Source organism: Thermococcus sp. 2319x1, assembly GCF_001484685.1.
Classification (GTDB): domain Archaea; phylum Methanobacteriota_B; class Thermococci; order Thermococcales; family Thermococcaceae; genus Thermococcus_A.
Genome location: NZ_CP012200.1, coordinates 885033 through 906615, shown reverse-complemented (window position 1 = coordinate 906615; position 21583 = coordinate 885033). Strand labels below are relative to the sequence as shown.

At 45.2% G+C, this 21583-nt stretch carries 25 protein-coding genes and 2 pseudogenes; 14 read left to right on the top strand and 13 right to left on the bottom strand.

The annotated features are described in order from the left end of the window. The first annotated feature begins 6 nt into the window (after positions 1 to 6). Positions 7 to 537: a multiprotein bridging factor aMBF1 gene (locus ADU37_RS05090; protein ID WP_058946586.1), complete on the top strand. Its 531-nt coding sequence runs from the start codon at positions 7 to 9 to the stop codon at positions 535 to 537. On the opposite strand, the gene ADU37_RS05085 is transcribed toward ADU37_RS05090, so the two are convergent. Continuing rightward, positions 538 to 921 (bottom strand): DUF356 domain-containing protein, encoded by a 384-nt coding sequence (locus ADU37_RS05085; protein ID WP_058946585.1) that lies wholly within the window; start codon positions 919 to 921, stop codon positions 538 to 540. Between the two features lie 356 nt (positions 922 to 1277). On the opposite strand from ADU37_RS05085, the gene ADU37_RS05080 reads away from it, so the two are divergent. The 3 genes from ADU37_RS05080 (at position 1278) to ADU37_RS11845 (ending at position 4969) form a co-directional block, all read left to right on the top strand. After that, entirely contained in the window at positions 1278 to 3014 is a 1737-nt protein-coding gene (locus ADU37_RS05080) for an ABC transporter ATP-binding protein (RefSeq protein ID WP_058946584.1), read from the top strand. Next, complete coding sequence (locus ADU37_RS05075; protein WP_058946583.1) at positions 3007 to 4743, top strand: ABC transporter ATP-binding protein; 1737 nt, start codon at positions 3007 to 3009, stop codon at positions 4741 to 4743. Before ADU37_RS05080 ends, ADU37_RS05075 begins: the two co-directional genes overlap by 8 nt. 121 nt (positions 4744 to 4864) lie before the next feature. Next, positions 4865 to 4969 (top strand): HEPN domain-containing protein, encoded by a 105-nt coding sequence (locus ADU37_RS11845; protein ID WP_343203968.1) that lies wholly within the window; start codon positions 4865 to 4867, stop codon positions 4967 to 4969. 369 nt (positions 4970 to 5338) lie between these two features. Here ADU37_RS11845 and ADU37_RS05065 read toward each other — a convergent pair whose 3' ends face one another. From ADU37_RS05065 to ADU37_RS05055, 3 genes and pseudogenes are all read right to left on the bottom strand, one after another. After that, positions 5339 to 6160, bottom strand: coding sequence for a GNAT family N-acetyltransferase (locus ADU37_RS05065; RefSeq protein WP_058946581.1), 822 nt, complete (start codon positions 6158 to 6160; stop codon positions 5339 to 5341). 243 nt (positions 6161 to 6403) lie between these two features. Further along, positions 6404 to 6601 carry a hypothetical protein gene (locus ADU37_RS05060; RefSeq protein WP_058946580.1) on the bottom strand — a complete coding sequence of 66 codons (198 nt, stop codon included), beginning with the start codon at positions 6599 to 6601 and terminating at the stop codon, positions 6404 to 6406. A 60-nt stretch (positions 6602 to 6661) separates the two neighbouring features. Beyond that, positions 6662 to 7365, bottom strand: a pseudogene (locus tag ADU37_RS05055) (IS6 family transposase). Positions 7366 to 7411: 46 nt separating this feature from the next. Here ADU37_RS05055 and ADU37_RS05050 point away from each other — a divergent pair. Continuing rightward, on the top strand, positions 7412 to 8839 hold the full coding sequence (locus ADU37_RS05050; RefSeq protein WP_058946579.1) for a hypothetical protein: 1428 nt from the start codon (positions 7412 to 7414) through the stop codon (positions 8837 to 8839). Between the two features lie 275 nt (positions 8840 to 9114). Here ADU37_RS05050 and ADU37_RS11285 read toward each other — a convergent pair whose 3' ends face one another. From ADU37_RS11285 to ADU37_RS11425, 3 genes and pseudogenes are all read right to left on the bottom strand, one after another. Beyond that, positions 9115 to 9252 (bottom strand): hypothetical protein, encoded by a 138-nt coding sequence (locus tag ADU37_RS11285; RefSeq protein ID WP_203226268.1) that lies wholly within the window; start codon positions 9250 to 9252, stop codon positions 9115 to 9117. A 137-nt stretch (positions 9253 to 9389) separates the two neighbouring features. Continuing rightward, positions 9390 to 9901 (bottom strand): annotated as a pseudogene (locus tag ADU37_RS05040) (class I SAM-dependent methyltransferase). 6 nt (positions 9902 to 9907) lie between these two features. Continuing rightward, positions 9908 to 10084 (bottom strand): hypothetical protein, encoded by a 177-nt coding sequence (locus tag ADU37_RS11425; RefSeq protein WP_158508486.1) that lies wholly within the window; start codon positions 10082 to 10084, stop codon positions 9908 to 9910. Between the two features lie 595 nt (positions 10085 to 10679). Between ADU37_RS11425 and ADU37_RS05035 the strand changes: the two genes are divergently transcribed. The 3 genes from ADU37_RS05035 (at position 10680) to ADU37_RS05030 (ending at position 11621) form a co-directional block, all read left to right on the top strand. Then, complete coding sequence (locus ADU37_RS05035) at positions 10680 to 10862, top strand: hypothetical protein (protein WP_058946576.1); 183 nt, start codon at positions 10680 to 10682, stop codon at positions 10860 to 10862. An 83-nt stretch (positions 10863 to 10945) separates the two neighbouring features. Then, positions 10946 to 11089: a hypothetical protein gene (locus ADU37_RS11420; RefSeq protein WP_158508485.1), complete on the top strand. Its 144-nt coding sequence runs from the start codon at positions 10946 to 10948 to the stop codon at positions 11087 to 11089. A 4-nt stretch (positions 11090 to 11093) separates the two neighbouring features. Further along, positions 11094 to 11621 carry a DUF257 family protein gene (locus ADU37_RS05030; protein WP_058946575.1) on the top strand — a complete coding sequence of 176 codons (528 nt, stop codon included), beginning with the start codon at positions 11094 to 11096 and terminating at the stop codon, positions 11619 to 11621. A 120-nt stretch (positions 11622 to 11741) separates the two neighbouring features. On the opposite strand, the gene ADU37_RS05025 is transcribed toward ADU37_RS05030, so the two are convergent. From ADU37_RS05025 to ADU37_RS05010, 4 genes are read right to left on the bottom strand one after another with little or no spacing between them, the layout of a single operon-like run. Beyond that, positions 11742 to 12212, bottom strand: a complete 471-nt coding sequence (locus tag ADU37_RS05025) for a GNAT family N-acetyltransferase (protein WP_058946574.1) — start codon at positions 12210 to 12212, stop codon at positions 11742 to 11744. Beyond that, entirely contained in the window at positions 12193 to 13626 is a 1434-nt protein-coding gene (locus ADU37_RS05020; RefSeq protein ID WP_058946573.1) for a hypothetical protein, read from the bottom strand. Before ADU37_RS05020 ends, ADU37_RS05025 begins: the two co-directional genes overlap by 20 nt. After that, complete coding sequence (locus ADU37_RS05015; RefSeq protein ID WP_058946572.1) at positions 13607 to 14704, bottom strand: DUF1611 domain-containing protein; 1098 nt, start codon at positions 14702 to 14704, stop codon at positions 13607 to 13609. Before ADU37_RS05015 ends, ADU37_RS05020 begins: the two co-directional genes overlap by 20 nt. A 2-nt stretch (positions 14705 to 14706) precedes the next feature. Next, positions 14707 to 15609: a pyridoxal-phosphate dependent enzyme gene (locus ADU37_RS05010; RefSeq protein ID WP_058946571.1), complete on the bottom strand. Its 903-nt coding sequence runs from the start codon at positions 15607 to 15609 to the stop codon at positions 14707 to 14709. Between the two features lie 280 nt (positions 15610 to 15889). On the opposite strand from ADU37_RS05010, the gene ADU37_RS11415 reads away from it, so the two are divergent. Genes ADU37_RS11415 through ADU37_RS04985 form a run of 6 tightly spaced genes read left to right on the top strand, consistent with a single transcriptional unit; the run spans position 15890 to position 20569 of the window. Beyond that, positions 15890 to 16051 carry a hypothetical protein gene (locus ADU37_RS11415; RefSeq protein ID WP_158508484.1) on the top strand — a complete coding sequence of 54 codons (162 nt, stop codon included), beginning with the start codon at positions 15890 to 15892 and terminating at the stop codon, positions 16049 to 16051. 42 nt (positions 16052 to 16093) lie between these two features. Further along, on the top strand, positions 16094 to 17407 hold the full coding sequence (locus tag ADU37_RS05005) for an MFS transporter (RefSeq protein WP_058946570.1): 1314 nt from the start codon (positions 16094 to 16096) through the stop codon (positions 17405 to 17407). A gap of 34 nt (positions 17408 to 17441) precedes the next feature. Beyond that, positions 17442 to 17771 (top strand): methionine--tRNA ligase subunit beta, encoded by a 330-nt coding sequence (gene metG, locus ADU37_RS05000; protein ID WP_058946569.1) that lies wholly within the window; start codon positions 17442 to 17444, stop codon positions 17769 to 17771. After that, positions 17772 to 18608 (top strand): agmatinase, encoded by an 837-nt coding sequence (speB, locus tag ADU37_RS04995; RefSeq protein ID WP_058946568.1) that lies wholly within the window; start codon positions 17772 to 17774, stop codon positions 18606 to 18608. Between the two features lie 19 nt (positions 18609 to 18627). Next, complete coding sequence (gene thrC, locus ADU37_RS04990) at positions 18628 to 19779, top strand: threonine synthase (protein WP_058946567.1); 1152 nt, start codon at positions 18628 to 18630, stop codon at positions 19777 to 19779. A 4-nt stretch (positions 19780 to 19783) separates the two neighbouring features. Beyond that, positions 19784 to 20569 (top strand): extradiol dioxygenase, encoded by a 786-nt coding sequence (locus ADU37_RS04985; RefSeq protein WP_058947631.1) that lies wholly within the window; start codon positions 19784 to 19786, stop codon positions 20567 to 20569. 42 nt (positions 20570 to 20611) lie between these two features. On the opposite strand, the gene ADU37_RS04980 is transcribed toward ADU37_RS04985, so the two are convergent. Together ADU37_RS04980 and ADU37_RS04975 are read right to left on the bottom strand one after the other, a co-directional pair. Further along, the gene (locus ADU37_RS04980; protein WP_058946566.1) at positions 20612 to 21163 is read right to left on the bottom strand and encodes a hypothetical protein; all 552 of its coding nucleotides are present in this window, start codon (positions 21161 to 21163) and stop codon (positions 20612 to 20614) included. Further along, positions 21163 to 21567, bottom strand: a complete 405-nt coding sequence (locus tag ADU37_RS04975; protein WP_058946565.1) for a hypothetical protein — start codon at positions 21565 to 21567, stop codon at positions 21163 to 21165. The genes ADU37_RS04980 and ADU37_RS04975 overlap by 1 nt, the downstream gene beginning before the upstream one ends. Between the last annotated feature and the right edge of the window lie 16 nt (positions 21568 to 21583).

Sequence of the window (21583 nt, the reverse complement as noted above, 5' to 3'; positions counted from 1 at the left end):
ATTTTAATGGCAAAAGCCAAACCAAGGATTTGTGAAATCTGTGGGGCAGAGATTAGAGGACAGGGGCATACAATAAAAATAGAGGGTGCAGAGCTCTTGGTTTGTAATGGATGCTACCAAAAATACGGCAGAAAAAAGCCCGGGACGTGGAGTCCAATGCCTACCGGAAGGGAGCCAAGGAGAATCTACACGCCAAAACCAAAGCCAAAACCAGTCCTAAGGGAGCAAAGACCGCTTTACACGGAGGATATTGTTGAGGATTATGCGGAGCGGGTTAGAGAAGCGATTCAAAAAAGCGGTTTGAGCTATGAAGAACTTTCCCACAAGGTGGGTCTCTCTACCAACCTCCTTAGGAGGATAGCCCATGGTGAGTACATGCCGACCATAGAAGAAGCGAAGAAGCTCGAAAGATACTTTAAGATAACCTTAATTGAGAGAGCAGAGGAGAGCGTGCAGGAAAAGGTTACAATCCCAAGGGACTACGAGCCAACACTTGGAGACGTCGCGAATATAAGAATCAAGAAGAAAAAGAAGTGATCACTCCTCGCTTTCTTCTCCCTTTCCGAATTTCTTGGGAGGGTGAAACCCCTTCAGCACTTCAAAAGTTCCCCACATTTTGAGGAGCTCCCTGTGAACGGGAGAATCCGGAGGGATAACTATTATGTGTGCTGGGGGGTGTATTTCTCTCAATCTCCCTATTGCCTTTGCGGGAGGCAGATCTATCTGAGCTACAACATGGGCCCGATATTTTTTCCTGGGCTTTTCTCCCACAAGCTTCTCAAATGCCCAATCGGAGAGGGCTGGAGGTATTATCCTTGGCTTTCCCCTTATCTCCATCCCGGCATACCTAACGAGGTCTGCCAGCGCTATTAGTGCTTTGTCGAAGTTGTCCGTCCTTATCAGAACCATCGTGTTTAGCATATTCTCACCGAGAAGGGGTAAGCCGGTGGGTATTTAAAGAATGTGGTATAAAAGTAAAGAGGTCAAGAGACCGCCTCCACGGTGGCGTCGGCTTGTACTGGGCTTAAGCCTACAGCTTTTGTTTGGCCAGCGGGTTTGTCTTATTGTCCTGTAACACTCCTGCCCGGGGAAAAGAGGAGTTTCATATTTCCTCTCTGTGAGATGAGCTACTCGTTGGATCCTTTTAGGGAGCCTCATAAGCTCACGACCTTCGCCGTTCCCTTGGAGTTTCGCAGGGCTATGCCCAACTTGGGGGAACTTATCAGATGGACATCTTAACCGACAAATATTTATAGTAGCGGGTGCAACGTTTTCCCATGAGCGACTCGATACATCAACTCAAAAGGCTCCTGAGCTACCTCAGAGACCACAAACTACACTTCGTAGGCGGCTTAATCATAGTTCTCCTTATGTCGTACACCAACGGCGTGATTCCGGTTCTCATAAGGGAGGCCATAGACCGGGGTGTAACCACCGGCGAGTATAGAGTTGCCATTCGCTACGCCCTCCTTGTCCTTCTCGTTTCGATCCTCAACGGTGTTTTCAGCTTCGGCGGGAGGTACCTTCTGGTCAAAGCGGCTCAGTATGCTGTCTACCACCTCCGGATGGATGCCTTCAGGGCAATCCAGCGGCAGAGGATGGAGTTCTTCGACAAAACATACTCCGGCCAGCTCATAAGCAGAATAACCAACGACACGGAGAGAATAACGCGCTTTCTCTCGTTCCGCGTTAGGATGTTCGTCTATTCCGTCTTCCTAATCATCGTCTCGCTCTACTACATGGCCCGCATGAACTTGAATCTCACGGGTGTTGCCCTCCTCACGATAGCCCTCGTGGTTGCTTTAAACACCACCTACGCGAAGAAGGTGAGGCCCATATACGACGAGGTGAGGCACCAGACGGGAGTCATAGCCTCGGTCTCCACGGGCAGCATAGCGGGGGTTAAGACGATAAAGGCCCTCTCCGTGGAGGAAGAAATCCAGGGGAAGTTCCGGGGAGAGAACGAGAAGCTCTACTCTCTCAACGTCGAGGCCACCAAGATAACGGCACTCTACGGCAATGCGCCGTTCCTCATAATGGGGATAGCGATGAGCGTCATGCTCTACTACGGCGGAAGGGCAATAATGGCTCAAAACCTGACCGTCGGAGAGCTTACCGCCTTTCTAACGTACATGCTTACCATGACGTGGCCTCTAAGAGCTCTGGGCTTCACCATAGGCGACATCCAGAGAAGTCTCGCAGCTGCTTCAAGGCTCTTCGAGGTAATCGATTCTGCTCCGGAACATATTGACCCGCCAGACGCTGTGGAGCTCACCAGCCCGCGTGGTGAGATCGGGTTTAAGGACGTTTACCTCACCTATCACACCGGAAAGACCGTGCTCAAGGGGCTGAACCTGAGGATAAACCCGGGAGAGAAAGTCCTCATAACCGGCCCACCCGGCTCTGGAAAGAGCACCCTCCTAAAGCTCATAGCGCGCTTCTACGAGCCGGAAAAGGGGAAAGTCCTCATTGATGGCGTGGACGTGAGGAAGATAAAGACGTCCTGCCTTAGGAAGATAGTGGCTTATGTACCGCAGGAGCCCTTCATCTTCAACAGGAGCATAAGGGAGAACATAGCGCTGGCGAAGCCCGACGCGGGCCTTGAGGAGATAATCAGGGCAGCCAAAATAGCGAAAATCCACGACTTCATTTCCTCGCTTCCAGAGGGCTACGACACTGTAGTTGGTGAGAAAGGCGTAACCCTTTCCGGCGGCCAGAGGCAGAGGATAGCCCTCGCCAGGGCGCTCCTCCTCGAGCCCAAGATAATCCTCCTCGACGATCCGGTATCGAACCTCGACGCAAAGACCGAGGAGAGCCTGATTGAAGACCTCAGAGGGATTCTCGAAGGCAGGACTGCAGTAATCGTCTCCCAGAGGCTTTCGATGGCGAGGCTCGTTGACAGGGTCATAGTTATGGTCGATGGCAGGGTCGTGGAGGACGGGAAGCCGGAAGAGCTGGCAAAGAAAGGCGGGCTCTTCAGCGAGATGCTCGGCAGAGGTGGTTGGAATGGCTGATAGCTCGTCCCTCTCGCTCCTGAAAAGGTTCATGGGCGAGGCCCTCTCCCATAAAAGAACCCTCGCGATAGTCGTTGCGAGCATCGTCGGTTCTGCTCTGGCCACGCTCGCTCCCCCGTACATCCTGAGGATAGCGATAGACCGCTACATTTTGGCTAACAGGTATTCCGGCTTTCTGGTTGTGGCTATGCTCTACCTCGCCTCCCTCGTGGCCCAGTGGTTCTTCGCCACGCTTCAAACGTTCTACATCGAGGTCTTCGGCCAGAAAGTCCTCCGCGACCTGAGGGCGAGGCTCCACGAGAAGGTTCTCCTCTCGAATTTAAACTTCTTCAAGGACAAATCAACGGGCGACCTCGTTTCGAGGATAGTGAACGACACCGGAATAGTGAACGACGTCCTCGTATCAGGCCTTCTCGGCAGCCTCGGCAGTCTGCTGAGCCTTATAGGCATAATAATCGCCATGCTCTTCCTCGACGTAAAGCTGACGCTTGTGACCCTCACGAGCGTCCCGCTGATGGTTGCTGTCGCTTACTACTTCGGCGGGAAGATGAGGAGGGCATACAGGGAGACGAGGCAGAAGATAGCGAGTATTTCGAGCATGGTTGAGGAGAGCGTCGCTGGAGTTGAAACCATAAGGGCCTTTGGGAGGGAAGGTGACGTCGAGAGGGAGTTCTCGAAGGTCTCAAGGGAGACCATAAAGGCCTATTTAAGGGTAGCCGTGTACATGGGCCTCTTCTGGCCTCTCATGAACATAACCAGCCTGCTCTCGGTCATAGTTGTTATAGCCTATGGAGGCTATCTTGCATACCAAGGGGCCGTGAGCGTTGGTGTGCTCGTTGCATTCATCCAGTACGCCCAGCGCTTCCGCGAGCCGATAAACGAGGTCATAGGGCTCTACGACAGCCTGCAGTCGGCTTTGGCCGCGCTTGAGAGAATATACGAGGTTCTTGACGATGAGAACGTCGAGGACTACTCCGGAAGGGAAGTGGAGAGGCTGGGGGGAGAGATAAGGTTTGAAAACGTCTGGTTTGAGTACGATACGGGGGTTCCGGTTCTCGAGGGAATAAACCTCCACATACCTCCCGCCACAAAGGTGGCCGTCGTCGGAAAGACCGGAGCCGGAAAGACTACGATGGCAAACCTGATAATGCGCTTCTACGATCCTACTAAAGGTAGAATTCTCTATGACGGAATCGATGGGAGAGAGCTGAGTCGGAAGAGCCTGAGGAGGAGAATAGGCTACGTCCCGCAGGAGACCTACCTCTTCCCGGGGACGATAATGGAGAACATCCTCCTGGCGAATCCCGAGGCGAGCGAGGAGGACGTTATAAGGGTCTGCAAGCAGCTTGGCGTCCACGAGTTCATAGAGAGGCTTCCACAGGGCTACAATACCTCCGCGGGAGAAGCCGGAAAGCTGCTCTCCGTTGGGGAAAGGCAGCTCATATCCCTCGCGAGGGCGCTCCTCAAGGATCCTGATATAGTCATCCTCGACGAGGCGCTCTCAAGCGTTGATCCCAAGACCGAAAGATTGGTGCAGGATGCCATGCTCAGACTGATGGAGGGCAGGACAAGCATCATAATCGCCCACCGCCTCGGAATAACACGCTTCGCCGATAAGATCGTCGTGGTTGACGGCGGAAAGATAGTGGAGGAAGGTTCTCCAGAGGAGCTGCTCGCGAGGAGAGGCCACTTCTACAGGCTCTACACCTCTCAGATGGGCGGGGTTTGAGTTTTCTTCCGCTTCTTAAATCTTAGCACCGAAAAGGTATTAACTTCTCAGGCCCAAACACTTTTCGTGGGAAGACGCACTACGGGGAAGTCGAAATCTTGATGAGACGACCCATGACCACATGGAACTTGCGAATTCCGCTTTTGAAGAGAGGAGGTGCGATGTCGCAATTTTTCTCGCAGAGCAGGCACTCCAGTTCTACCTCAAAGCCATGTTGATTAAATAGACCGATTTGGTACTGGGGGCTCACCCGGTGAGGGGCTTCTGGTGGCTCTTGGGAAAGCCCTTGAAGCGGAAGAGAAGGTGATGGATTTCATAAGGTCACAGAAGCCTCCCCATGGGGCTTGGGGATGCCTACATAGGCACAAGATACGGGCCGAGGTTACTACTACCGTGAGGACGCTATTTCGGTGCCGGCGCTATGAAAGTGCGATAGAGCATGTAAGCCTTAGCGTCGCGGGATTTCACCCCATTTCATTAGAGACGTTGCTCTTCATCAAATAGCCACACACTAAACAGACGTTTTTGAAAGTTCTCCCCACTAATCCGGTGAGAAGGGAGAACAATTGGCTGGTAGCCGCTACTACCGGCATGTTTATTTCAGCTTCTTTTTGAACACCAACACGTTGGGCTCCTTGCAGTTGTCCCAGACCTCAAAGCCAAGCTCTCTGAAGGGCTCAAGCAATTCCATCCTTTCTTCGGGCACCATAATTTCAATGTATTTTCGACTCGTATTCAAAGCTTCTTGGGCCATGCAGGGAAGGAGTTGCTCCACATAAGATTTCGAAAGATGAAACGGTACAAAAGCGCTCTCGGAATCTTTGGGCATCATAAACTTAGCTCCGCCGCATTCTTTGACAATAGCTTTTTCTTTAAGCCAGTCTAAAGCTTCCGGGACTTTATGGACGAACTTCCATCCTACAGGGATATACTCTCCATACTCAAGCTCTTCAAGGGATGCTATTGTGCTATTGGATGGCTTTAAAGGTTTAATCCCTTCTACAGGTCTCCCCATGATATAGTAACGCTTGATGACCTCAAAACCATCCTTCTTCGCCATTGCTATGCTCTCCCTGTTGAGAAAATAAGTCGAAAACTCCAAAGCATTTATGATGCCCTCTTTTGCAAGCTCTTCTCCTTTTTGCAGCATGAAGTTGTGAATCATTCTTCCAAAGCCTCTTCCGCGGTAATCTGGATGTACTCTAAGCCCTTCAAGCCAGCCAACTTTATCGGGTAAAAGAGTCAGCTTTGCCGTTCCGACGACCTTTCCCTCAACTTCAAGAACATAAAAGTTTCCATCTTTTAACCAGCTCTCAAAAACTCTTGCTAAGTAGTCTTCACCTTCCCATGTTAGCTTTGCTATCTCTTCGATGAATGGCTTGTCTTCGGGTTTGGCCTCGCGAATTATGGGGTTCATGCACTTCACCGTTTAAAATCCTCACCAAGCCTTTTAAGCTTCGTGTTCTAAAAAGATGAAACTTTTTGAAGTGCGAAAAGTAAAAATAAGAAGGAGTTACATCCTCACTTTCCAGTAAGTGAAAGTAGCATTCTCCATGGTGTGCTCCCCTGTGTGTGGATAGCTCTGCACGATCTCTACTATCTCGGCATCTGTGAGTTATTTGGCATGAAAACACCTCTAACATGAAATTTACCTTCCACATCAATATCGAAGCCAGTTTTTGACTTCCTCCTCGCTTCCGTACAGAATTATTACCCTATCAAAACCCATCACCCTTGAATAATCAATGTAAACAGCCGTATTGCCTTTTTTGAATATGGCGTTTACGCTTAGGGTTCCGATGGATAAGTTAGCAGGAACACTGATTTCTTCCCAGCTATCCGCTAAGGCATCTCGCACCCCAAGAAAGACCTCTTTCCCACAACCTTCCGGATAAACATAATTTTCTGTTTCATACTGTTAGGATAACTTTGGCATCACCTTATGAAGCCATTCAGTCACATCACTAGGCGGGGAACCAAACCGAGAATGAACTCTAACAAAATTATACCAGAAAGCAAACAGAAAAACAAACTTTTGAACCCTACACCAGTCCTTACTCCTGAAATTGTTCCAGAAACGCTCTGTCCGTTCTTTAACAGTCCTGAATCAGCGTTTAATACTGTTCCTCGGCCCGAAAGTTACATGAACAAAATCCAGCCCAAGGGAATTAAAAGCAGACTTATACCACTCCGCTCCATCAACCAGAAAAACAGGCTGATTTTCGCAGGACTTTAAAACAACCAGAATAAAATCCCTGGCAATCCACCAATTTCTGGTTGTTGTAGTCCGGACTGCGAGGATTTCTCTGCTTTCAACGTCAATTGCGGCCCAGAGGTATCTTTTTCCCCGTTGATTTTTATTACAGTCTTGTCAACTGCGATAAAATTCCTTTGTTTCCTCACTGCGAGGAGTTTTGGCTGGTAAACTGCTTCTGCTAGTTTTTGAACTGTTTCCCAGACTGTCGTGTGGCTGATTTCCAGTATTTCTGTGATTTGGCGATAGCTGAGGCCTTTCAGGTATAATTCTACTGCTCTGATTTTTCTTTCTTCTGGAACTTTATTCGATACTGTTAGGATGAGCTGATGGGTAAATACTAGAAGCCTTATCTTAACAGTATCCATCTGATAAATAGAAAAAGCGATATAAATAATGATGTCTTAAAATAATATGTCTTGCGGTGGTAACAATGAGCTTAGTAAAAAAAGGGCAATATTATTAACGGCGCTTGTTGTTTTTGGGGTGTTTGGGAGTGTTGCCATATATACAGTAAAAGCCCAAGAACTTGCGGCGATACAGTTGATTCTGCTGGATGAAAAAGGGAAACCTCTAACAGAGATTTCAAAGAATGCAGAAGTTCAGGTTCAGATAGATGCCCTTGTACCTACAGGGGAAGTGTATGAGACAATTTTTTATGGAGTTCTTAAAAAGCCAAATAGCTTAAAGTTCTGGGACTCTGGAAATGTCGTCAAAATTCCACTATCAGATCAGAAACTTCGAAGTGTCCTCTCAAAATGGGAGAAGCGCTACCCAAAGGGCATTGGAGCATCTTTTGTGATATCTGTATGGGTTCTTGACTATGAGAGAGGAAAGGTTTATAGAGGTTTTACTGTGGTGAACTACAACACCAGAGACATTAAAAAGGGGTTCAAGAAGACTGCAAAAATCAACATTCACAAGCTACCCCCCAAACCGCTCCCAGAGAAGGCTTCAAGCGGGGATGTTTCAATTCAAGGCTCCAACAGGCAGTTTTACTACTGGAAGACCGACTGGAGCTTCTCATGGAGACCACAAGATTATATTAGGGTTCCCGTCTTAATCGTGGATAACAAGTATCCCGCGTCAGGAGTCGTCAATGCATGGGTAGATATTATCAAGGAATATTATACAAACTTTGGGCTTACAGTCGCTTACGGCTACAAAATCTCAGAAAAAGACACTCCGAGTTTGGACATCTATGGAAACGATTTCTACACAATCCACGACAAGTTTTACTTTTCCCGTAGTCTCATACTCGGGCCAGAGGAGAAGGGACACATTTACATTTATGCAAAGCCCTATCATCTGCACGAGAAGGAGTACTACTGCACAGCGAGTCTTGAAAACTGTGTTCCCACCGGCGATGAGAGAATCCAAGAGGGTGTTAATGACATAGAGACTACTGGAGATAATGAAATTGTAGGGGGAAGCAGCAATGGCCTCCCCGATTCGGAGATTATGAACTGGATTTACAGTGGAACAGAGATGAGATATGCAGATTCTCTTGCAGTTAGTGATTCGAAAAGCCTCGCCTTATTGATTTCAGACGCTTCAGGCTCCTGTTCGGCAGATTTTGGTATTGGAATTCCAATAGGTGCACTTGCAGTGGCATTAAGTGGTGGGGCAGTTCCTCCATGGGCTGCTGGGCTGAGTGCCGGGATATACTATACTTCCCCAAGTTTTCTTAATATTTATGGAGGCATTCAGAATTACGGAGAATGGGGGAACGTAGATCAGGATGTCTCAGAATACATCTATGTAGGTGTTAGTGATTACACATACCATGTAGGAACATGCGATACTCAAGTGCCCATCGGCATCTACATAGAATCTCGCTGAATTTTCATATTTTTAGTTTTTGGATTTAGTTAATAATACTTGACTGAGACTGTCAAGATAAGTTAGGCATCACCTCCAGAAAATTATAAACCGCAAAGAAACTTTTCAACCAGCTTTGAACTGAAGTAAATGTTTTTAAATAGTTCTCAAGAAAATCACGCTCCAACAAAGCCTTCAGCTTAGAAGGAACGTCCATGTTGCAAGTTGACGTTCCGATGACTATTACATCAGCACTTTTCAGCACTTCTAAGAGCTTCATTCTCTCATTAAGGGCATCAACTTTGCATGTATCTTCTCTCAAGCAGTCCTTTCTGCTTTTTCATTCTTTTCTTACCAACTTCAGTTCTTGGGTCGTACATCCAGAGCTTTTTCTTATAAGTTGGCTCAAAAGTCTCTCTAAGGTTTTTGAACATAGTATCACCTCATTCGAGCAAGAATCAAGTCCTTATCCTTATGTGGAACTTATCCCTTGAGGATACACCTTTTTCAAAATCAATGAGCAGTCTCTCAAGATATCCCTCGTAAACGTTTACATCTATGTTTATTCTAATCAAGCCCTCAGCCTCAAGTCCCGACTGGTTGAACCCCTTATAAGCGTCCAGAGGAAGTCGTTTTCTTGAATCGCAATCCAGCCTTGAGGCTTCAGAACTCGTCTAACTTCCTGCAAAATCTTATCAAAATCCCAGATGCTAAAATGTGTCAGTGGATAACCGAGCAGAGCAACGAGGTCAAAGGTGTTTTCTTTGAAACCAGATTTTTAGCGTTCATAACATAAAATTTTGCCTTTGAACCTCGCTTTTTGGCTAACTCTTTAGCCCGCTCTACGGCCTTTTCTTGAATGTCTATGCCCACAACGTTGAAACCCAACTCTTCTAAAACAAAACTGCTTAGCCCAGTGTTGCAGCCAATGTCCAAAGCCCTGCCGCTCTTAATGGGTAAGTGTCTTGAAAGAATCTCTCTTAACTCTGAAAATCTTTCTTTACCTCTCCCGCTTTCTATATCCTGTTCATCTTGGGTCTTTTCGTAAAAGGGTGAATCAGTATAGCCGAGGTCTTTAAACACTTCTTTTCACCCCATCTTTTGGATTATCCTTCCTGCAAATCTATTTATCCGAGCTTTGATTTCATCTTTCTTGATTAAACCTCCCTTAATTGAGCTTCTCAGGTATTCACTTGAAGATATCAGGATTGCTTTGGGGCAGTAGTTCGATGTGGCAATCCCATGGAGAACCTCATGAAGCGCCATGTCTCCACCCGAAGGCAAGTTTCCCACGACGATGAAGTTTAGCTTCTTTGCAAAGTCGTTCCATTCTTCATAATCTTAAAAACCGCCTGTCCTCTCTCGCAGAAAGCTATGTAAAGAGCTGAAGCATGCCCTCCATAAGTGGGCACGGCAAAGATCAAGACATCAGCTTTCATGGCCTTTTCGTAGAACAGGGAACGTCATCTTCGATGAGATACTTTCCAGAGAAACACTCATAGTTGTGGTGGTTGCATTGTGTGATCTGAAGGTCATAAACTTCCATTAGTTCATTATCAAAGCCTCGCTTTTTGAGATTATCTAAATAATTTTACCCTCTCATAGCATTACGCCCTTTCAACATATTCCTGGTGGCAGTGTAAAGAGAAGGAAGAAAAATGCTTGTTAAGGTGTGCGCGAAGTTCGAGTTGAATAGGTGGGAGCTTGAATCAATGGGAGAAATTTTTGAGTATCCTCTCCAGAACAATGCTTCTGATGAAGTTATCCAACCATATGCCCGAAACTATCGTGATGATGTTTTTGTTGCTAATTTATAGTCTTAGCTTCTAAAGAAGAGAAGTTTTAGAAACTTTATATTGCGATGAAAGGTTTATTTGAGTTTCTAAACAATGTTTCAAAGAGGAAGGACGTTGAGGAAAATTTAGAGACCCTAAAACAATTTGATAGCCTGTTTAAAGAACTCAACAAGTACCAAAATCCATTTGATATTCCGGATGAGCTTTCAGAGGAGATGCTTAAAATAAGTAAACGGCTGAAGAGGTAGTTCTCACGATACAAGTGTTTTTGACTTTTGACACAAAAACTAATAAGTAGTGAATCCCGCAGTTATATAATGAGGGGGATAAGATGGAGATCGCAATGACCGAGGGTGCTAAAATATGGGAATCGATTGTTCCGGGAGAGAGCGTCCTAATAGAGTACGATTCACTGAGACTTCCCTACAAGGGGTTTTATTACTTGATCACCTGGGCCAGAAAAAAAAGGCTATGATGTTATGATCATCGACATTCTTGATACCCTATCCTTGTACAAAACTCAAATAGGCCTTGCAAAGCTGGAAGTTGAGTTTCTCGACAACGTGGAAGTCATTAAAGTTGGTGGTCGCTTAAACGTAGGCAAAGTGCTTGCTAGGCTACCAGCGAGTGATATTCCAAAGCTCATTAAGGATTTTGAACTAACCTGCACCCCCTATTTCTCCCAAAATGAAAACAAACAAACTATCGTTGTTGTTTTAGGTTTATCTAAACTGTTTTTGCTTGCTGAATCAAAGTTTGAAGCCCTTATGCTCATTGACCTTCTTGTGGAATACGAGAACTCCCAGAAAAAGACCATATTTTACTTTGTGAACATGGATGTCTTGGATGATGGTTCCAGATACGTGATGTCTCTCTTGGAAGAATTGGCAACCACTGTAATAAGAGCTGTGAGGGCAAAAGATGAGGAAGAAACCAAGCCATACGTGCATGTTATGGTTTTGAAGGCAATTAACACTGAGATGGAGGGCTTTAAACTAAAACTCTAGCACTTTTATTGTTATAATTTTTGATGAAGGTGCCCTAATCCCGATGCACGTTGAAGATGGAAACTCTCAGTTTCCACTGCCTCACGGGTTTTAGGGAGTGGGACTTCAGTGGAGCGAGAGCTATATGATGAAATCGTCGTCTAACAATTTTTCCATTATAAGTGCTCTTGCTTGGTATCCTCGTTCTTCGTACCATTTTACCGCAGGGTTATCAACTTCTACCCTAAGTACAACTTTCTTTGCTCCCTTCTCTCTTGCCCATGCTTCAGCTTTTCTTAAAAGAGCCGAACCAATTCCAAGACCTCTTGCCTTTTTAACAACTTCAATGTCATAGATATAAGCTATTTTGACGTAATCCACCGTGTCAAGGGTTAAACAAACCCAGACGTGGCCCAGGAGCTTTCCATTTTCATCTATGGCGGCGAAGAATTTGTGCTCTCCGTGAGAGAGAAGGTCTTTAAAGAGCTCTTCGTGCCTCTTCGCAAATTCCTCATAGGGAATAGAAAAGTGAACGAATGAATAACTTATTTCCCTGTCAAGCTTTTTGATCTCTTCTAAGTAGCTTTCCCCATCAACTATTTTGTACTCCATGGAGTGCTTCCTCCCTTGTTATTTCAACCCATTCATTTCCCTTTAGGTAGGCATAGCCTTTCGTATACTGCTCGAATATTGAGTATATCCTCTCTCTGAACTCCGGGGGAATGTTGTCGAAGTGAGAGTTTTTATCATCGAAGTGGAGCATCTCCACGTGGTCCCTTCTTTTTCCTTCCAGTTGGAAGCTGGGGTCTCTCTGCTTTATCAGATAGAGGGAGTGCTGGAGCTCATCTTCGTCAAGTCTTATCTTTCCTTCGGCAATCCTCTTGGGGAGCGTTTCTATGTGCTCGGGTTTGTACTTGATGATCTGAGGATCTATGCCGTTTGCGAGGAGAAAAGTTAAGATCCCGTTGCACTTGAAGCATTCTCCACATGGTACGTAGTCTTCACCCTCTCTGTGGACTGAATGGCAGCTTCTCTGGAGTTTAAAGAGCTCCGGATAACGGTTGTAGAGGATTCTCTCAACGATGAGTCCCGTTATCGGCCTTACAGCGGACCACTGTCTTATATTTAAGCCTCTTTCGGCGAACCATGAGCTCATGTATTTGTCAAAGAATTGACTCTGGTCGAGGACGGCATAAAAGTGAGGTATCCCATGGAACTCGTAGGTGAGACCCCTTGGATCGTCGTATTCGTTGCCGAGTAAAACGTTCCCTATGCCGTATTTTTCAATTAGTGGCAGGAAGGAGAAAACGTAATGCTCAAAGAAGAACAGCCTTATGGGATACACCTCTGTTCTTGGTTTCCCTACGTTTTGGAGTATCTTCATATGCTTCTCTATAAACGTGTAAAGCCTGTCCACGTTGCTCCACACTTTTTTGGTATTTGGTTCGTGTTCTTTAAACCAATTATACGCAGTTAAAGCGACCTTCCAGTGGCCACCTGATTCATTAAAAAAGAAGGGATATACTTCACAGCCAATCTCCTTCATGAGTCCATAAGTGAGAAGGCTTTCCTTTCCGCCGCTGAGCATTACCCCACATCTGTTGTAGTCCGGAGTGAGTTCAATTTCTTCCTCTTCAATTCTTTCGGGAACAACCCTTGCCAGTGGCTGGGGTTTTATCTCTTTGGGGATGAATTCCTCTCTAACAAATCCCGTCCTCTTGTATATCCTGTTCACGAGGATATCGTTAGCAGTAAGCTCCATCATCTCTTTAAAGAACTGCAGGTCTCTTGGATCGAGGGAGAAGTTAAAGGAAATTTCTGGGGTGAAGAGGGCGTAGTTTATCGCTGGAGTTATGACCATAAGCTTTGCGAAGACCTCATTTTTTGGAATGTTTTCTTTGTAGGTGTGGATCAGCTTGAATTTTTCCTCGTTTCCATCGATGGAAAGGGTATAAACGGCAGAAATTCTCCGGGAAGATACCTTTGGTTTTCCAATGGTTATGTAATCAAAGCACCTGAGAAGCATTTGCACTCACCTCTTGCTGGACCACCGCTTTTAAGTGTCCTGCATCTTCGAGAATTACCTTAACTATGTCTTCGACACCCTCATATAGAGGAACTCTTGTTAGAATGCCATACATTGCCTCTATTTCTCTTGCTTTTTGGAGAGCCTCTTCCTTTGTGAGTCTTTCAGAGTTTATTGTGATAGCTATCGGTTTTTTACCAGACAAAAGTTCAATTAGCTGTATGTATTTTTCTAAGGGTGGAATCTCATACTGGGGGAAGTCATCGAAGAATTTTCTTGCCGGAGCATGCTGGAGCACAATGTAGTCAGGTCTTCCGGAGGCTATTAACTCAAAACCTCCCGGGTAAGCTGGATGGAGGAGAGAACCTTCGCCGTGTGTAACTATGACGTCAGGGTTTTCTTCCTTCCAAGCCCTCCAAATTACGTCTTCAATGGCTCCAGCAACGAAGTCGTTTACTATCGAATCCATTACTATGCAATATTTTGCCCCTTGCATCCATCCTGTTTGTCCCATTGCCACAAAAACGCTCTTCTTTCCAAAGTGCTTAAATGCCTCATGAAGCATTATCGCAGTGGTTCTTTTACCTATTGCCCCATCCGTGCCCAGCACAGCGACTTTTATAGCTTTGACTTCTTCAATTTTTCCTGTGAAAGGAATTTTTAGGTCTCTGTATATCTTCCTTACATCTATCAGCTGAACCTTGTACCTTCTGGCTAAGCGAGAAAATTCGGGATCGTCGCTAAGAAAGTTGTGGAGACCGTTAACTATGCTTATACCTCTTTTTATTGCCTTTTTTATAATCTCTCTGTAGAGGGGAGGCAAATATCCGCCAGGGGTTGCCACTCCAATTATGAGGTACTTGACATCGGGGTTCTCTGCAACCGCTTCCTCGAAACTTCCGTAGATGGGGATCCCTCTTGGGATACCATCCAAGATTTCTCCAGCATCTTTTCCGGCCAAAGTGGAATCTATTACCCCCACAATCTTAAACCTCTTGGAATATCTAACCAACCCGTGGGCGGTCTTTCCGTCGGTTGTTTTATATCTTCCCTCCGCAAGGATCAATGCTTCTTCCATTTTCAAACCCCTCCAGTGAGAAGCAAAACAAAGTCCTCGTCAGTTATCCCGAATTTTTTGACAAATTTAACAAGTCCGGCCATCGTTAGAGCAGAGGCGGGAAGTACTTTTATTCCCTCACTCGTTTCCAGAATTCTGGCATATTTTAAGGCGGTATCATCGGCAAAACCAAAAACATAACCTCCCGATGATTTTATAGCCTCTAATGCTTTTTGAAGATCAAAAGATATCGATGAGACAAGGGGTTCATTAAGATGAGTCTCCACGAAGTCTCTAACTTCCTCCGTACTGCCGGTATAAAACGCGTTCAGTATTTGATTTCCGTAGCTTGTTGTAACCCCAATGATTTTTGGCATCTTTCCATACTTCTTGAAACCATAGTAAACCCCAACCAAGGTGGAACCGTTTCCTACCGGAACAAAGACTGCATATGGCTCAACTTCTTTGAGAATTTCTTTTGAAATGAGGGAATAGGCTTCGTAATCCACCATAGGTTGTGACCCCGGGTTTGCATCGTAATAATTCATAGTAGCTGCAAAGGTTTTGCTCATAAAGACTGCCGATTCATATGACCCGTCTACAAGTATAACCTCTGCCCCGTACCTTTTCATTTCTTCCACTCTTGAGTTTTCATAGTGCTTTGGGATAAAGATCACGGCTTTTAATCCCTCTTTTTCTGCAAAATATGCTATAGATGTCCCATAATTGCCACACGTTCCCACAGTGATCCCAGAAAAGCCAAGCTCTTTAGCATACTTCACGTGTGCTTTTGCAATCCTGTCTTTATGCGTTTTTGTTGGATTCACTATCTCGAGCTTTAGGTGTATTTTTGAGACTCCTAATTTCCTCTCTAGGTTTGTTGCCCTCAATAGTGGTGATTCGTCGGAGCTCAATTCTGTCTCCATTTCTTACACCAAATGTCTCTATTTTTGGATTTAAAGGATTATATCGGCCTTATCATAATCTTCGATTATCCGATCCATGTATTCTGGATATTAAACATTCTAAGGTTGGTTATGGGTATATAAACCTTTCTCCCAGATATGGCTGTTATATCCAGTTAACATTGTTATCCACCCCTAATATTTTTAGATCTCGGATGAGAACCGAGAAACCATGGCGAAAAGTTTATAAACTCATGATTTCCGTATATAACGCCCTTAGAGAGGGCGGGAGGTATCAAATATGCAGCCCCCTAAGAAAAAGAAAAAGGTAGAAGACTACGAAGAAGAGCCCCTGGTGGAAGAGGAAGAAGAATTTGATGAGGAATTTGATGAAGACTTTGAAGAAGACTGGGACGAAGAAGAGTGGGAGGAGGAAGACTGGGAAGAAGATGAAGACTGGTGATTTTTCTCTCTTTTCTTCTTTCACCACTTTTAGGTGTCCCCAATGAAAGCTTCTCGGAAGAGGGAGATTGCATCTCTAAGAACCCTTGAAAATTCAGTCCTTTCTGCCTACACAAAGAAGTCCAAGATTAAATGGTTTTATGCATTTGTCCCGTTCAAAATTTCAACAGGTGGCACCTCTACACTGATACCCCTCTTAACTTTAGAAGCGAGCGGATCCCCTCAAGAAGTGGGAGTAATTAACGCTATTGGAAGCATTGCCTCAATGATTGGAGGCACATTCTGGGGGAGGCTTTCGGATAAGACGCTTAAGAGAAAACCATTTTTGATGCTGGGTTTTATAGGAACATCTTTATTCTCGTTTCTAATGGCATTTTCAAGAGATATCACTCACCTAATGATCCTCAACTTTCTGTATTCTTTTTTCATCGCAGCCACAATCCCAATTCCGGTTATACTTATTGCAAGAGTCCTAAAGAAAAAGCAACTCAACTATGGGATTGCGAAGTTTAACGAGATAGGTGGTTGGGCATGGGTTGTTGGGCTTATTTTAGGATTTTTTCTGGCTTATTTTTTAAATATTAGACAGCTCCTTGTGGTTTTTGCCCTCGTTAATATTTTTTCGATCGTTTTGGGAGTTAAATGGATTCAGGAGGTTCCGTTTAGGATTGAAAGAAAGAATCTTGGAGTTTATGCAAACTACATTGTCGAAAAGTTTAGGTATTTGCCAAATATTATGATTCACCTGCCCGACTACAACAAGCGGGCTTTCACAAGATTTTTGGAGTTTAAAGAGTTTTATCTCGCCTCAATCCTCCTCTGGATAGGAGCAATGTTGTATTTTTCACAATTCCCCGTCCTGTTAAAATCCCGCAACATTAGCACGCCCGAGATATATCTGGCTGCTGTTCTAAACTCCTCAATATCAGCCTACATGTATATGAAAGCCGGAATACACACCGAGAGAATGGGTGGAAAAGCCTCTCTCATTAGGGGATTGAGCATACGGAGCTTTGGCTTTTCCCTTATTCTGCTCGGCTTATCTCAAACTGGAATGGTATTTAAACTCTATGCCTTCGCCTCCTATGCACTGGCCGGTTATTCCTGGGCATACATAGGCATATCAACAACTTCAATAATCTCCAAGCTTGCAAAAGAAAGAGAGCAGGGAGCGATGATGGGCTTTTATAACTTGATAAGTTCTCTCGGTGCCATCATTGGAAGTACCTTAAGCGGCATCATAGTGAACTCCCGTGGATTTTTCGTGGACTTTCTTTTTGCTTCCCTTTTAATCCTTCTCAGCATTTTTATTGTCTGGAAGTTTAATGCAAACGTCTCTTCTCACCACAAAGTCTAAATATTCGCTTTCCCCAATTTTTGTGGTGAAATCTATGGAACTTTATGATGTCAATGAATTCTGGAAGTTCGACCTTAGAGTGGGCCTCGTTAAGAAAGCTGAAAAGCTGAAGAGAACGAAGAAGCTCATAAAACTCGAAGTTGATTTTGGAAGCGAGCAGAGGAATATAATAACCGGTCTGGCTGACCAATACGCTCCCGAGGATCTTGAAGGAAAGAGGTTCATTTTCGTCTTAAACCTGAAGCCCAAGAAGCTTTCAGGTGTTGAGAGTCAGGGGATGCTTATAGTTGCCGAGAGCGAAGACGGCAAAGTTTATCTTCTGCCAGTTCCGGATGAAGTTCCAATAGGAACGAAGGTGTGGTAAATGCTCTTTGGAATCCCCTCGTCTGAAAAGCCAAACCTTTACATCCTTGGGATTCCGTGGGATAACTCCTCTTCCTTTAGAAGGGGCTGTGCTGAAGGGCCAAGGGCAATAAGAGAGGCAACTTCCGAGGAGCTTTACAACAGCTTTAATGAGGATCTTGTGAACCTTGCCGAGCACTGGAGTTACAAAGATTTAGGGGATGTAAGGGCAGAAAGCTTTGAGGAGCTTGTTGGGAAGGTTCATGAACTCGTTAAAAGTCATTACAATGGAGAACTTTTCCTCTTTCTTGGAGGAGATCACTCGGTAACGTATGCAACTTTTCGGGCTTTGAAAAATGTTTCCAGAGAGGAATTTGGCCTTATATATTTCGATGCCCATCCGGATTTGTACCCTGAATACGAAGGAGACAGATACTCCCACGCGTGTACTGTTAGAAGGCTTGTGGAAGAAGATTTTGTGAGGGGAGAACAGGTAGTCCAGATAGGGGTTAGGGCTCCTACCAAAGAGCAGATTGAATTTGCAGAGAAGCAGGGGATAAGGATTATCTCAGCTTCTGAGGTATACCATGGCCGGAAGGTGGATGTGCCCTTTGAAAAAGCCTACCTTTCGTTTGACATGGACGTCCTCGATCCGGCCTTTGCTCCTGGAGTGGGAAATCCTGAGCCCGGAGGTCTGAGCACGAGGGAGCTTGTTGAAGTGATAAAAGGCCTAAATGCTGAAGTTGTGGCTTTTGATGTAGTTGAAGTCAACCCCAACTACGATTATAAGGGAATAACAGCCTTTGCAACAGCAAAGATAATCAGAGAAGTTCTAGGAAAAGTCGCAAAAGGTATATAAGCATGTTGGAGGTGGCTTTATGCTTAAATGCACCGCATGTGGAAGGGAATACTCAATGAGGAAACCCTACCAGAGGTGTGAGTGCGGGGAGCCTTTAGAGCTTGAACCTTTCGAGAGCGTTCCCGGGATAGGGAGAAGAGTTTGGAAGAGATTCTCTGGATTTTTCCCATTTGACCTTAAGCCAGAGCTAAGTCTTGGGGAAGGGGATACCCCACTGACGAAGGCTAAAAAGCTCTCAAGGGAGATCGGAGTTAAAGTCTATCTCAAAAACGAAACCACAAATCCCACGTGGAGCTTTAAGGACAGGGGAACTTATCTGGGCATCCATAGGGCTCTTCAGCTTGGCTTTAAAAAGATTGGAACCGTATCAACGGGCAATATGGCAGCAAGTGTGGCCGCTTATGGAGCTTTTGCTGGCCTCGAAACGTACATCCTCGTTTCATCGACGATAGCAGAAGAAAAACTCAAAGCTTTAGAAGTTTATGGGGCAAAAATCGTTAAGGTTCACGGAGATTACGGGGAGCTCTATTACAAAAGCCTTGAAATAGGCCAGAAAAAGGGTATATACTTCATAAACTCGGATGATCCCTTCAGAGTAGAAGGTTACAAGAGTATAAGCTTTGAGATAATTGAGGAGATAACGCCGGATTATGTTTTAGTCCCTACTTCCTCGGGAGGGTTATTGAGAGGAGTTGTGAAGGGGTTTTTAGAGCTTAAAAAGAGTGGGTTAATCGAGAACCTCCCTCGTTTTGTGGTGGTTCAAGCAGAGGGCTGTTCGCCTATATGCAGGGCGTTCAGGGAGGGGAAAGAGAAAATAGAGCGCTTTAAGAGTCCACACACGATAGCCCACGCCATAGAAAACCCCTACCCGCCAAGCGGGAATGCAGTGTTGAGGCGTTTGAAAGAACTTAGCGGTCTATGCGTTACCGTTAGAGATGAGGAAATACTGGAAGCACAGAGAGCCCTTGGCAGAGAAGGCCTCTTTGTTCAGCCTGCTTCTGCAACGGGAGTAGCTGCAATAAGAAAACTTAGAGAAAGAGAGGCTATTGAAAAAGGGGCGAAGGTCGTTGGCATTCTCACCGGAGCCGGATTGAAGACTTTAAGCTACATTAAAGCTCCAAAAGTGGAGGAATGCCTCTTGGAATCCTTTGAAGAGTGTTTTGGGGAGTGAGATGATGTTAATCGGTGCTGCTATGATGCCCCATGGAAATCCCGTTCTCAAGCCAGAGGATGAGGAAACAAAAAAGCTTGCAGAGGTTCTTAAGAAAATTGGCAAGGAGCTTTCAAGGGCAGAGGTTTATGTTCTTATAAGCCCCCACAACATTCGCATGAGCGAAGCCCTTGGTGTTATAATGGCTGAAAATCTGATTTCGTGGCTCGGTTTTGCTGGAGTGCAGCTTTCAGGAGAATACAAAACGGACAAAGAGCTTGCTAAGGAGATATACCTAAGGGCAAAGGCTGAAGGTTTGCCCGTGGTTGACATAAACTTTGCCTCGCTGAGCGGAGAATACTCCCGTTTTCCTCTAACCTGGGGAGAGCTCATACCTCTTCATTTCTTGGAAAAGAGACCATTGGTGCTTTTAACTCCCGCACGGCACATTCCGAAAGAAACGCTTGTTAAATTTGGGGAGGTTATTGGTGAAGCTCTCGAAAGTTATGGAAAAAGGGTGGCCTTCGTAGCGAGTGCGGATCATGCCCATGCACATGGCAACGGCCCATACGGTTACGCACCGGAGGCTAAGGAATATGACAAGATTGTCATGAGAATAATTGAAGAAAACAGACTTGAGGAGCTCCTCGAGATGCCGGATGAGCTGATAAACAAAGCTTTGCCGGACAGCTACTGGCAGCTACTCGTCCTTTATGGGGTTTTAAAGAAGGTGCCAATGACGGTTAAAAGAACTGCTTATGCATGCCCATCATACTTTGGCATGGGCGCGGCTTTGTTCATAAGGGAATAGCTAGCTCAAGATTGAAGCCAGTTCAATAACTTCCCCTTTTTCTCAGTACAGAATTAGCCTTCCATAGGCCATCACATCCGAGCATTCTAAGTACACAGCTTTGTTGCCTTGCTGAAGCATCGTGGCATTGATAAGCCTTCCCTCCTTTCTCTTTGGGTCTCTGCTACGTCTTAGACCATATTCTTTTGTCCAGTCCCTTTCTTTAAAGGGAAGAGAAATTTCTCCGAAATATGGGTTGACATAAGCTTCATTTTCATAAAGGGTGTAGTAGATGACTTTCTGTGGAGAGGGCCCAATGCTGGGAACGTTGATTATATACATAGAGATAAAAAGCGCAATGAAAAAGACCACCAAAAAAGATATTCTGGCTGGTTTTTCTTCTTTATAAATCTCCAACGCCACAATTTTAACTAAAAATCCCACAATAAACGCAGACAAGACACTTCCAGTTATTGGTAAGAAAGAGACGCTACGTGGCAGAAGCTTAGAGACGTCGCTTATGTCAAGCAAAATCATTATAGCGAGTCTTATGGGGGTTAAGAGAAGCAAAAGCACAATGGAAATTAAAATTAGAACGAAAGTTTGGCGTTTCATTATGCATCACCCTTTAAACGGGTTATGGTGTAGTACATAATTGCCCCTAAAAGGAAAGAAACCACAGGGAACAGATAAAAGAGAAAGAAAATAAAAAATCCTGAATCGTCGCTGTGATAAGAGCTGGAGAGAAGATCTTCAATCATGGTAACTACGGAAAGTGCTATTACAACTATGAGGGGAACGATACTTGCCATTACAGCAAATTCTAGAAGAGAAATCCGCAACTTCCATAGAAAGAGCGTAGATACTAAAGCCACAATAAGAGTCGGATAAACAAAGATAAGAATTTCCGGGGAAATTTTGCCATACATGCTTTCAAGTTTTTCTATCCCAAAAGCTACTAGGGCCCACAATGGAGTTGCAAAGATAAGAAAGATGAATGCCTTAGTGCTTCTTTCCATTCAGTTCACCAAAGTC